Below are 12939 nucleotides of genomic sequence, written 5' to 3'. Positions count from 1 at the left end.
AGGTCAGATGACGAAGAACCAGTTGGCGAGCAGCATCACCACCACGCCGGCTACCAGGGTCAGGTAGGGCAGTATGCCCGCCTTTTTGACCGAGAGGTCGGCCCCCGTCATGCCGAGATCGGCCAGCATGTGGTCGGGGAACTTGCCCTTGTCCTGGATGTAATGGCGGAAGCAGAACACCGGGATAATCAGGGCTGCCGTGATCAGGCCGGCCCACAGCGCCATCGGGTTCCAAACTTTGGCTCCCGCGCCCATGAAGATCATGTTGACATAGGCGAAGATCGCGCCGACGCCGAGCAACCAGCTCGGTGCTTTCCAAGGCCGGGCGATATGGCCGTTGTCGATGCGGTGGATCCAGCCGGCATTGAGGTTGAGGAAGTTGAAGATGATATAGCCGCAGTTCGACACGGCGAGGATGAAGAAGAAGCTCGTCGCGTCGGCAGAGGCGATGGCCAGCACGATCAGGTTGAAGACGAGATCGGTCCACATTGCCCGCGTCGGCGCGCCATGTTCGTTGACATGGCTGAGATAGCGCGGCAGCCAGCCATCGACCGAGCCCTGGTAGAGCGTGCGTGAAGAGCCGGCCATGGCCGTCATGATGCACAGAACCAGAGCCAGGATCATCAGCATCACCAAAAGGCTGTGGATCAGTGCGCCGCCGCCGACCATGCCGGCCAGCGCGTCGGCGACACCGGAGCCGTCGACGATCGGTGTCGCCAGCATGCCGTTGAGGCCAAGCACGCCCTGGAAGGTGAACGGCACCAGGATGAACAGCAGCATGCACAAAAGGCCGGAATAGAAGATGGCCTTGAACGTGTCGGTGCCCGGGTTCTTGAACTCCGAGGTGTAGCAGACGGCGGTCTCGAAGCCGTAGGTCGACCAGGCGGCGATGAACATGCCGCCAAGCACCAGCGTCCAGCCGGCAATGTTCCAGGCACCGGGCTCGGGCGCATAGGCGGCCGCCAGCGGCACCAGCGGCGAAAAATTCGCCCAGTTGATCTGGCCGGTGACGATCGGAACGACGCCGACGATCAGCATCGGGATGATGACCAGCAGGCCGATATATTTCTGCACATTGGCAGTGCCGAGGATGCCGCGATGCTGGATGGCGAAGATAATCAGCATCAGCACCGCGCCGATGAAGAAGGTCGCGTTGAGGGTGAACGAGACCGGCCCCAGCGTGTGGCTGTAGAGCGTCCAGTTGCGGATCACCGGCGTTGCCGCGGTGGTCACCGCCGTGATGGCGTCGGCGGCACTCGTCCCGGCATGCGCCGCGATATAGGCGACGACTTCGGGCGAGGCATCGGTGAACAGCGGCACCGGCGCCAACGCGTTGAGGATATAGGCGGCGGCGATCGAGCAGCCGAGCGACAGCACCGGCGACCAGGCGAACCAGTTGCACCACACCGACAGCGGCGCGATGAACTTGGAATAGCGCAGCCATGCGGTGGCGCCGTAGATCGACGCGCCGCCCGACTTGTTCGGAAACAGTCCGGCGATTTCGGCATAGGTGAAGGATTGCAGGAAGCCCATGATCATGGAGAAGATCCAGATCGCGAAGGCCAGCGTGCCGGTCGTGCCGGCAATGCCGCCGATCGAGAACAGGACGAGGGCAGGCACACCGCTCGCCACCCAGAAGGCGCCGCGCCAGTCGATATTTCGGTGCAACTTGCCTTCGGCAAGCGGCTCCAGGACAGTCGTTATCGTGCTCATATGTCTTTGTTCCCCATTTTGATGTTCCCCGTTCGTGACCGCCGCGGCTTCGCTAGGCTCACCATCGACGCATGCATTGATGGACTGCCGGTGTTTCCACTCAGTCGTATTTTTTTCTTAGGAGTGAAGATTGATCCGGCGCGCTTTCACGTCAAGCGAATTGTCGCGCCGTGCACATCACGCTTGCGAAACATGTCAGCTTCACACTGGCGGGCAGGATTGTTCGGAAAAGGACCAGGGGTCTGGAAACGAAAAACCCGCCGCAGGCGGGTCGCGGCGCAAATCAGCACCATGGACGAATATGTAGCATAGCTGCCCTCAGCAGGTCAAGAAAAAATTCCTATCGGGCTGCCAGCACGGCCTCACTGTCTTGGGAGGAAGGCCGTCAGGAGCGTGGTTTGGTCTTTTGCGGATCGTAGTGGGCGAAGGCGACGACGCGCGCCGGCAGCCGTTTGGCATGGCCGTCGAGCTTGCCGATCTCGACCTCGGTACCGACAGCCGAATGGGTGACGTCGAGCCTGGCCAGCGCGATGGTCTTGTTCAGCACCGGAGAACGCATGCCCGACGTGACCACGCCGATCTGGGCGCGGCCGACATGCACGCAGTCGCCATGGCCGACGTCGACATTGGCCTCGATGTCGAGGCCGACCAGCTTCGTCTGCGGGTGCTCCTTGCGGCGGATCAGCGCCTCGCGGCCGATGAAATCGTCGGTCTTGCTCTTCAGCGGCACGGTGAAGCCGATGCCGGCCTCGAACGGATCGGTCTGGTCGGAGAATTCGTAGCCGGCGAAGATCAGCCCGGCCTCGATGCGCACCATGTCCAGCGCCTGCAGCCCCATCGGCTTCAGCCCATGCGGCTGGCCGGCTTCCCAGATGGCGTCGAACACCTTTTCGGCGTCGCGCGGATGGCACCAGATCTCGTAGCCGAGTTCGCCGGTATAGCCGGTGCGCGAGACGACGACCGGAATGCCGTTGCCGCCACCAATGCGGGCGACGGCGAAGCGGAACCATTCGAGCTCGTCGATCGACGGCTGCAATGGCGAAGTCCAGATCACTTCTCGCAGAATGTCGCGGCTCTTCGGACCCTGGACGGCGACGTTGTGCATCTGGTCGGTTGACGAGCGCACCAGCACGTTGAGGCCGAGCTTCGTCGCCGTCTCGCGCAGCCATTCGCCGGATAGATCGTCACCGCCGACCCAGCGGAAATTGTCCTTGCCGAGCCGCAGCAGGGTGCCGTCATCGATCATGCCGCCATGCTCGTAGCACATGGCCGAATAGACCACCTGGCCGACGCCGAGTTTCTTGACGTCGCGGGTCAGCGTGTATTGCAGCAGCGCCTCGGAATCGGGGCCGGTAACCTCGAACTTGCGCAGCGGCGACAGGTCCATGATCACCGCGTCCTGGCGGCAGGCCCAGTATTCCGCGATCGGCCCGTCCTTGGCGAAGGAATTGGCGAGCCAATAGCCCCTGTACTCGCCGAAGTTGCGGGTGTGCTTGGCAAAGCTCGAATGAAAAGCTGTCTCGCGGGTCATTTTCGGTTCCGAATCGGGCGTCATGCGTCTGGCGATCGCTCGCGAGAATTTGTGCTGGCCGGAATAGGTCCGCACATGGATGTCGGTCGGGTTCCAGCCATTGGCCGGCGTCGTGTCGTCGGGGCAGGCGGAGGACACGCAGACGATGTCGGTGAGCGCCCTGAGCAGCACATAGTCGCCCGCCCGCGACCACGGCTCGTCGGACACCATGACGCCATGCGCGTCGATCGCCGTGTTGAAGAAGAAGTTGATCGCCATCCAGCCCGCGCGGGGATTGACGCCCTTGCCGGCCAGAGCGCCGTTGAAATTCTCCGAGCAGTTGGTGTGGCCGGGATAGCCGATGTCTTCGTAATATTTGGCCGCGCAGGCGAGCGCGAAGGCGTCGTGCCGGCCGCATGTGTCCTGCACCACCTCGACCAGTGGCTCCATGTCCTGGTCAAAGTATTTGGAATGCAGGCCGGGCATCGGGTAGCTCGCACCCATCAGCGTGCGAGTCGTCGTCACGTCGAGCGGATGATCCAGTCCCCTGTCCAGCTTGCGCGCCGAAAAGCACTGGAAATCGGTGCACTGGCGCCCGTCGACATCGATGATCTGGAGATAGTCGCCGGCCTTGACGAAATAGGCCTCCGCCGTCGCCGAATGGACACGCAAATCGAGCACCGGATCGGCCAGCGGATCGGCCAGTAGCGATTTCACCGCCGAGCGGATCGTGGCGCGGCGGACGATGGCGGTCAGCGGCGTCGCCGTGTCGTGACCATCGACCAGCATCGGCCCCCCGGGGGCCGCAATCAGCATCGCGCCATCGCGCGCGACGGTGAAAGCCTGTTCGGTGCCGGCGGGCGTCGCGCCGCCGAACACGCGAACCGCCTTGGCATGGTCAAGCTGCACTTGCCGGCGCGCGAGCCCGCTCCGCAGCGATGCGAGGCTGTCGTCGTCCTCGGCCAACAGCGCCTTGATGCCGGCAGCGTTGCTGTTCGATGCTTCACCAAAAATGCCGGGATCGGTGACGCCGGTCCTGTCCCAGGCCAGCAACTCGCAGGCCTGGCCACCCTCGACATTGCGCACGGTGATCGTGTCGCCGGCCATGATATCGATGAGCACCGCGCCATTGCCATGGATCGTATAACGCTCCATGCCCGGCGGCAGCGCGATCTGGCCGGGCCTCAGGATGAGGCTCGGCCGCGGCGGTCCGGCAGCAATTGCGGGGTAGGGCGACTGGCTCATTTCAGCCTTGCGGTTCGAGAAACAAGTTTGCCTGTGTGTGAAATTATTTTAGCGGTAAGAATAGCAGTGCGCGTGCGTTTGGCAAGGTGAAGGTGGCGTTTCGGACGTAGTCGGCTCAGGTTGAATTTCGCCAATCAGCCTTGTCTCCGAACGTCGGCGCCGCCCCTCATCTGGCTGCCGCCATCTTCTCCCCGTAAACGGGGCGAAGGGCGCTGTCGTCATCGGTTTCGCCAAGTGCCGACGCTAAGGAGATGGCGCGGCATTGCAGCCAGCGTCTTTCGCCCCGTTTACGGGGAGAAATGCCCGGCAGGGCAATGAGGGGCAGCGCCGAGATCTACAATTAGCGACCTAAACTCCGTCAGAGTGGCTGATAGCAACTCCGTACTCCGCAGCCGAATCCAGCACCGTATGCCAAAGGCTTTCGGCGAAGGTCGCAAACACCAGAAGGTTGAACACCGCCTGCCCATCCGGCCGATCGCCGCCGCGCCAGAGCGTGACGCTGGTGTGATCCATCGATGTCGCGGCGGCGGCGCCAACCGGGAACGTCGTTGGGTGCAAGTCGATCGAAGACAGTTTCGCCAGCATGGTGCGTGCCTTGACGCCCGAAATGCTGATCAAGACCCGTGCATGCGACTGATCCGACAGCGAGGCGGAGCCGGAGAATGCCGGCGTCAACGTCTGCGTGGTGTGCTTGCCGCCCTTCGACAGCACGAAAAACTGATCCGGTCCCGACCAGATCAGCGTTGCGTCCGCCGCGCCGACTGCTGTCGGCGTTTCCGGAGCAGCAACGCCAAAGCGAACCTTCGCTGCCGTGGCCATGTCAGCCGCCTTACCGCGCCTCGCCATCATCTGGATCAGATCAAAATTGCGGATCTCGGTCAGCGAGACGCCGGCCTCGATACCGCGTGCACCATGCGCGCCGGTAACAAGCGCCCTTTCAAGGGGACTTCGGGGAACCCAGGAAAAATCAGCCACGCTGGCGCCCTCCATCCGGATCGTAGAAGACGGGATTGCACAGTTCGACATCGTAGTCTTCGCCGCGCAATGGATCATGCGCATGGACGATCTCGCCGATGCGTTCGCGGCCGCGTTCGACAAGCGCGAGCCCGATCCACTGATCCAACGTCGGCGAGAAGCAGACCGAGGTGACATAGCCCTGGTCGTTACCAGGTCCCGGTGTCTGTCCCTTTGGGATGACGTGCGCACCGGAGCGCAGCCGGCGTGCCTTGTCCGTCGGCTTGATGCCGACGACGACCTGCCGGTCCGGGTCTACCAGCGCCTCGCGTCCGGCCATGACGCGGCCGATATAGTCTTTCTTGGTCGACATCATCTTGCCCAGGCCAAGATCGGCCGCCGTCGTCGTGCCGCTCAGTTCCGGTCCGGCAATGTGGCCCTTTTCGACGCGCATGACGCCGAGCGCCTCGGTGCCGTAGGGCGTCACGCCGAATGGCGCGCCGGCCAGCATCAGATTGCGCGCCATGGCATCGCCAAAGCGCGCCGGCACTGAAATCTCGAAAGCCATCTCGCCTGAGAACGAGATACGGAACAGCCGTGCCCTCAGGCCCCCGCGAAGTGCTACTTCGCGCGCGCCCATGAATGGAAAGCCTTCGTTGGAAACGTCTTCGGCCGGGTCGACGATTTCCCAGAGCAGGTCGCGTGTCTTCGGCCCGGCGATCGAGAATTGCGCCCACTGGTCCGAGACGGAAGTGAGCTGCACGTCGAACTCCGGGAACAGCACCTGGCGGCAGAATTCGAGATGCTGCATCACCAGCCCGGCCTTGGCCGTGGTGGTGGTCAGGAAGTAATGATCCTCGGCCAGCCGCGATGTCGTGCCATCGTCATAGACGATGCCGTCCTCGCGCAGCATCAGCCCATAGCGCGCCTTGCCAACGGCCAGGCTGGAGAAGGTGTTGATGTAGACGCGATCCAGAAAGGCGCCGGCATCGGGGCCGTGCACGTCGATCTTGCCGAGCGTCGAGACATCGCAGAAGCCGACGCCGCCGCGCACCGCCTTGACCTCGCGGGTCACCGATTCCAGCCAGTCCTTCTCGCCGGCGCGAGGGTACCATTGCGCACGCTTCCACAGGCCGGTGTCGACGAAGACGGCGCCCTGTTCGGCCGCCCAGTGATGCGACGGCGTCAGCCGCGTCGCATGAAACGTCTCGTCGCGATGATGACCGGCGAAGGCGCCGATGGCGACCGGCACGTAAGGCGGCCGGTAGATTGTCGTGCCGGTCTCGGGGATCGAACGGCCGCTGACCGCGGCCATGATGGCAAGGCCGGCGACATTCGAGGTCTTGCCCTGGTCGGTCGCCATGCCGAGCGTCGTGTAGCGCTTCAGATGCTCGACCGATTCAAAGCCTTCGCGCTGCGCCAGCTCGATGTCTGATGCCGTCACGTCATGCTGGTAGTCGACAAAAGCCTTGCCCTTGCCGGCGACATGCCAGAGCGGCGTCAGCGAAAAAGCCTCGTCGTCGGCGGCAGGCGCGATACCCACTGTGCCGCTATGTCCCGTGTCACGCGCCGCTGCCGCGCCGGCGGCAAATCCCTGGCTCAGGCAGGCGCCGAGGCCGAAATCGCCATTGGCGGCACCCGCGGCGACCATGCCGGGAGGCGCGCCGTCCGGCACGAAGGCAGATATGTCGTTCTGCCATTTCGGCCGGCCACGATGGTAGGAAGTCAGCCCGACCGCCGGGTTCCAGCCGCCGGAGACTGCGAGGCCGTCCGCTTCGACCTCGGCGCGCGCGCCACCGGTCAGCGAGACCGCGATTTTCCTGACGCCATCCTTGCCGCCATCGACCCCGCTGACGGAACCATGCAGCACCGGGAAGCCGCCCTTGGAGGCCAGCGAACGATGCGCCGGCGACACTTCGGACCGTGCGTCGATGACCGCCGGGATCTGCAGGCCGGCCCCGAGTGCCGTCTCGACCGTACGCCAGCCATCCTCATTGTTGGTGAACAGCGCGAGGCGCTTTGCCGGTGTCGCCGCATAGCGCGCGACATAGGTGCGCATGGCGGACGCCATCATAACACCGGGCGTGTCGTTGCCGGCAAAGACGATCGGCCGTTCGATGGCGCCGGCCGCGACGACGCAGCGCTTCGCCACGATCCGCCACAGCCGCTGTCGCACCTGATGCTGAGGCGGCGAGGGCAGGTGGTCGTTGACCCGCTCGATCGCGCCATAGGTGCCGCCATCGTAGACGCCGAATAGTGCCGTGCGGGTCATGATGCGGACGTCCGGCATATCGGCCAAATCAGCCAGCGTCCGCGACAGCCATTCGGCGGCCGGAACACCATCGATCGTGCCGCCATCCGACAGCAGGCGGCCGCCGGGGACAAAATCCTCTTCGCACAGGATGACGCGGGCGCCTGCACGGCCGGCTGCCAATGCCGCGGCCAAACCGGCCGGACCTGAACCGGCGATCAGCACATCGCAATGCGCCCATGCCTTGTCGTAGTGATCGGGATCGGCGATGCCTGAGGCACGGCCGAGGCCGGCGGCGCGGCGGATCGCCGGCTCGTAGATCGCTTCCCAGAACTTCGCCGGCCACATGAAGGTCTTGTAGTAGAAGCCGGCGACGAAGATCGGCGCGAACAGCTGGTTCACCGACATCACATCGTGGCGCAGCGACGGCCATCGGTTCTGGCTGGCGGCCTCGAGCCCGTCATAGAGTTCGGCTGTCGTCGCCTTGGTGTTCGGCTCGCGCCGTGCGCCGGTGCGCAGCTCGACCAGCGCGTTGGGTTCTTCCGAACCAGCGGTGAGAATACCGCGCGGGCGATGGTATTTGAACGAGCGGCCGACCAGCTTGACGCCGTTGGCGATCAGCGCGGAGGCGAGCGTATCGCCCTGGAAGCCGAGGAAAGCCTTGCCGTCGAAACGGAAGTTCAGTGGCACCGAGCGGTCGATGAGACCGCCGGAGGTGAGACGGTGGGATTGGCTGGAAGTCACGATTGCCGACCCTTCGTCGCTTCGATGTCATGCGGCAGCGTCGAGCCGCCCCTCATCGCCCTGCCGGGCACTTCTCCCCGTATAGTGACGGGGAGAAGGACGCTCTCGTCCACGATTTCGCCAATCATCAACGCTGCAGGAATAGCGGCCAGGTTGCGGCCAGCGTCCCTCTCCCAGTCTCTATACGGGGAGAGGATGCCGGCAGGCAGGTGAGGGGCGGCGCTGACTTGCACAAGAAAATTCATTTCGCGACCTGCCTCGCACCCACGCCAGCCGCCGGCTCAACGGCGGAAATCTCGTGCGTCAGCGTGTTGCGGGTGACCTTCAGCCAGGCCCGGCAGCCGCCGCCATGGTACCAGTATTCGCTGGTCTGCCCGGCGACATTGTCGCGCAGATAGACATAGTCGAAGACCTCGTCTTCCGAGGCGCCGGCTTCGGGGCGCACCGGCTTGGCGTCGCCGAGATAGGTGAACTCGCCGAGTTCGCGTTCGCCGCAGAAGGGACAGACAATGCGCATGCTGTTCTAGACCGCCTTCAATGCAGGTTCGGTTGGGCGCCTTGGCCCTTTTCGTCGATCGTGGCGCCAGTTCGGAACCGATCGAGGCGGAACCGCGCGGCTTCTTCGTGCGATTCATCGCGCGCCAGAAGATGGGCAAAGACAAGGCCGGAGCCTGGTGTCGCCTTGAAGCCGCCATAGCACCAGCCAGCGTTGATATAGAGCCCGTCGACCGGGCTCTTGTCGATGATCGGCGAGCCGTCCATCGACATGTCCATGATGCCGCCCCACTGGCGCAGCAGGCGCACGCGGCCGATCATCGGCATAAGCGCCATGCCGCCCTCGCAGACGTCCTCCATCACAGGCATGTTGCCGCGCTGGGCGTAGGAATTGTAGCCGTCTATATCGCCGCCGAAGACCAGCCCGCCCTTGTCCGACTGGCTGACATAGAAATGGCCGGCGCCGAAGGTCATGACACCAAGGATAAGCGGTTTGATCGCCTCGGAGACGAAGGCCTGCAGCACATGGCTTTCGATCGGCAGGCGCAGGCCGGCCATTGCCGCGACGCGCGACGAACTTCCGGCAACAGCCATGCCGACCTTGCCGGCGCCGATCTTGCCGCGCGATGTCTCGACGCCGGTCACCTTGCCATTGGCGTCCCTGACGAAGCCGGTGACTTCGCAATTCTGGATGATGTCGACGCCGAGTTCGCTCGCCGCATGGGCATAGCCCCAGATAACAGCATCGTGCCGCGCCGTGCCGCCGCGCCGCTGCAACAGCCCGCCTTGCACGGGAAAGCGCGCATTGTCGAAGTTCAGGAACGGTATCATCTTCTTGACCGCGGCGAGGTCGAGCAGTTCGGCGTCGATGCCGTTGATGCGCATGGTGTTGCCGCGCCGCGCATAAGCGTCGCGCTGCGCGTCGGAGTGGTAGAGGTTGATGACGCCGCGCTGGCTGACCATCGTGTTGTAGTTGAGGTCCTGCTCCATCCGCTCCCACAGCTTCATCGACAATTCGTAGAAGCCGGTATTGCCGGGCAGGCCGTAATTGGAGCGGATGATGGTGGTGTTGCGGCCGGCATTGCCGGAGCCGATCCAGCCTTTTTCGAGTACGGCGACATTCTTGATGCCGTACTCGCTGGCGAGAAACCAGGCGGTGGCAAGTCCGTGGCCGCCGCCGCCGATGATCACCACGTCGTAGCGATCCTTCGGCGTGGCGTCGCGCCAGGTGCGCTGCCAGTTCTTGTGGCCGGACAGGGCGGCGCGGGCGAGCGAGAAGATCGAATATTTCATCAGTTCATTCCGAGGTCGCTCGCACCGCGCTGGTGGTCAGATATCCAGCGTGTGGTCGCGCTCCCATTGCGTGAAGTGCGAAGCATAGGAATTCCATTCCTGGTGCTTCAGCTTTAGGTAGGCCGACGAGAATTCCTCACCCAGCGCCGCCTTGAGCGATTTGTCCTTGTCGAACTCGCGCAAGGCGTCGAGCAGGTTGAGCGGCAGTTTTGGCGCGCCCTTCACCGTGTGCCCATGCTGGTACATGTCGATGTCATAGCGCTTGCCGGGATCGGCCTTCGAGCGGATGCCGTCGAGGCCGGCGGCGATGATAACCGCCTGCAGCAGATAAGGGTTGGCAGCACCATCCGGCAGCCGCAGCTCGAAGCGGCCGGGGCCGGGCACGCGCACCATGTGGGTGCGGTTGTTGCCGGTCCAGGTCACCGTGTTCGGCGCCCAGGTGGCGCCCGAAATCGTGCGTGGCGCGTTGATGCGCTTGTAGGAATTCACCGTCGGGTTGGTGATCGCGGCAAGCGCGGAAGCATGCTTCATGATGCCGCCGAGGAAATTCCGGCCCTTGGCCGACAGGCCGAGCTCCATCGCTTTGTCGGCGAAAACGTTGGTCTTGCCCGATTTGTCCCAGACCGAGATATGGGCATGGCAGCCATTGCCGGTCAGGCCCTGGAAGGGTTTGGGCATGAAAGTCGCGCGCAGGCCGTGCTTCTCGGCGATCGACTTGACCATGAACTTGAAGAACGAGTGCTTGTCGGCGGTCGCCAGCGCGTCGTCGAAGGCCCAGTTCATCTCGAATTGGCCGTTGGCATCCTCGTGGTCGTTCTGGTAGGCGCCCCAGCCGAGCGCCAGCATGTGGTCGCAGATCTCGGCGATGACGTCATAGCGGCGCATCACCGCTTGCTGGTCGTAGCAGGGCTTTGAGGCCGTGTCGTATTCGTCGGAAATCGTCTTGCCATCCGGCGAGATCAGGAAGAACTCGGCCTCGACGCCGGTCTTGACGTGCATGCCGTCGCTGGCGGCCTCTGCGATCAGCCGCTTCAGCGTGTTGCGCGGCGCCTGGTCGACCTCCTTGTCGTCCATGATGCAGTTGGCCGCGACCCAGGCGACCTCAGGCTTCCACGGCAGCTGGATCACCGAATCCGGATCCGGCACCGCCAGCATGTCGGGATGTGCCGGCGTCAGGTCCAGCCAGGTGGCGAACCCGGCAAAGCCGGCGCCGTCCTTCTGCATGTCGGCGATTGCCTGCGCCGGCACCAGCTTGGCACGCTGGCCACTGAACAGGTCAGTGTAGGAAATCATGAAATATTTGACGTTTTTCGCCCTTGCGAATTCTGCAAGATCAGTTGCCACGCTAGTTCCCCATTTTTATCGATTGTTGTTCCCGAGTATGCGGGAGTCGGCCCTTCGTTGATCAGAAGCCGTTCTTCCCCGGTATCCAGTTGGTGCCGGCCAGCGGCACGCCGGCCATGGCGGCTGCCTCGATCGTCAGCGCGACGAGGTCCTCGGGTTCAAGATTGTGCAGGCTGTTCTTGCCGCACGCACGCGCGATGGTCTGCGCTTCCAGCGTCATCACCTTGAGGTAGTTCGCCAGCCGGCGCCCGGCAGCCACCGGGTCGACCCGCTTCATCAATTCCGGGTCCTGCGTGGTGATGCCGGCGGGGTCGCGCCCCTCGTGCCAGTCGTCATAGGCGCCGGCCGTGGTGCCGAGCTCGTTATACTCGGCCTCCCAGCGGGGATCGTTGTCGCCGAGCGCGACGAGGGCAGCCGTGCCGATCGAGACCGCGTCGACGCCGAGCGCCAGCGCCTTGGCGACATCGGCGCCGTTGCGGATGCCGCCGGAGACGATCAGCTGCACCTTGCGGTGCATGCCCAGATCCTGCAGCGCCTGTACCGCCGGCCTGATGCAGGCAAGCGTCGGCATACCGACATTTTCGATGAACACTTCCTGGGTGGCGGCGGTGCCGCCCTGCATGCCGTCGACGACAACGACATCGGCGCCGGCCTTCACGGCAAGCGCGGTGTCGTAGTAGGGCCGGGCGCCGCCGACCTTGACGTAGATCGGCTTTTCCCAGTCGGTGATCTCGCGCAGCTCGAGGATCTTGATCTCGAGATCGTCGGGGCCGGTCCAGTCGGGGTGGCGGGAGGCCGAGCGCTGGTCGATGCCTTTCGGCAGCGTGCGCATTTCAGCGACGCGATCCGAAATCTTCTGGCCAAGCAGCATGCCGCCACCACCCGGTTTGGCACCCTGGCCGACGACGACTTCGATCGCATCGGCGCGGCGCAAATCGCGCGGGTTCATGCCGTAGCGCGACGGCAGATATTGATAGACCAGCTGCTTTGAATGGCCGCGCTCTTCCTCGGTCATGCCGCCGTCGCCCGTCGTGGTCGAGGTGCCCGACAGGGTCGCGCCGCGCCCGAGTGCCTCCTTGGCGGGGCCTGACAGTGAGCCGAAGCTCATGCCGGCGATGGTGATCGGGATATTTAGCTCGATCGGCTTCTTGGCATGGCGAGAGCCGAGCACGACTGATGTGTCGCAGCGCTCGCGATAGCCTTCGAGCGGATAGCGCGAGATCGATGCGCCGAGGAACAGAAGGTCGTCGAAATGCGGCAGCTTGCGCTTGGCGCCGGCGCCGCGGATGTCATAGATGCCGGTCGCCGCGGCACGGCGGATTTCGGAAAGAGTATAGTCGTCGAAGGTCGCGGATTTGCGCGGCGTCGTCGGAGGGTTGCGATAGGTCAT

The 12939-nt window shown here is 64.0% G+C and carries 8 protein-coding genes; all 8 read right to left on the bottom strand.

All coding sequences use genetic code 11. The features are described from left to right. Positions 1 to 3: 3 nt before the first annotated feature. The 8 genes from AC0L2U_RS23985 to AC0L2U_RS23950 all read right to left on the bottom strand — a co-directional run bounded on the left by AC0L2U_RS23985 (position 4) and on the right by AC0L2U_RS23950 (position 12939). Positions 4 to 1713: an APC family permease gene (locus AC0L2U_RS23985; RefSeq protein WP_127270074.1), complete on the bottom strand. Its 1710-nt coding sequence runs from the start codon at positions 1711 to 1713 to the stop codon at positions 4 to 6. Between the two features lie 385 nt (positions 1714 to 2098). Continuing rightward, a complete protein-coding gene (locus AC0L2U_RS23980) occupies positions 2099 to 4468 on the bottom strand; it encodes a DUF1989 domain-containing protein (protein WP_473602748.1) in 2370 nt (789 codons plus the stop codon). A 348-nt stretch (positions 4469 to 4816) separates the two neighbouring features. Beyond that, positions 4817 to 5443, bottom strand: a complete 627-nt coding sequence (locus tag AC0L2U_RS23975; RefSeq protein WP_473602747.1) for a sarcosine oxidase subunit gamma — start codon at positions 5441 to 5443, stop codon at positions 4817 to 4819. Continuing rightward, positions 5436 to 8417, bottom strand: a complete 2982-nt coding sequence (locus AC0L2U_RS23970) for a sarcosine oxidase subunit alpha (RefSeq protein ID WP_473602746.1) — start codon at positions 8415 to 8417, stop codon at positions 5436 to 5438. The genes AC0L2U_RS23975 and AC0L2U_RS23970 overlap by 8 nt, the downstream gene beginning before the upstream one ends. Before the next feature lie 241 nt (positions 8418 to 8658). After that, positions 8659 to 8934, bottom strand: a complete 276-nt coding sequence (locus AC0L2U_RS23965; RefSeq protein WP_127811059.1) for a sarcosine oxidase subunit delta family protein — start codon at positions 8932 to 8934, stop codon at positions 8659 to 8661. Positions 8935 to 8951: 17 nt separating this feature from the next. Beyond that, the gene (locus AC0L2U_RS23960) at positions 8952 to 10205 is read right to left on the bottom strand and encodes a sarcosine oxidase subunit beta family protein (protein ID WP_473602745.1); all 1254 of its coding nucleotides are present in this window, start codon (positions 10203 to 10205) and stop codon (positions 8952 to 8954) included. Between the two features lie 36 nt (positions 10206 to 10241). Then, on the bottom strand, positions 10242 to 11549 hold the full coding sequence (gene glnT / locus AC0L2U_RS23955; protein WP_127811057.1) for a type III glutamate--ammonia ligase: 1308 nt from the start codon (positions 11547 to 11549) through the stop codon (positions 10242 to 10244). Positions 11550 to 11610: 61 nt separating this feature from the next. After that, positions 11611 to 12939 carry an FMN-binding glutamate synthase family protein gene (locus AC0L2U_RS23950; protein ID WP_128288111.1) on the bottom strand — a complete coding sequence of 443 codons (1329 nt, stop codon included), beginning with the start codon at positions 12937 to 12939 and terminating at the stop codon, positions 11611 to 11613.

Source organism: Mesorhizobium sp. WSM4808, assembly GCF_055811675.1.
Note: the sequence above shows the minus strand (reverse complement) of the source record. Positions and strands in the feature narration are given on the sequence as shown.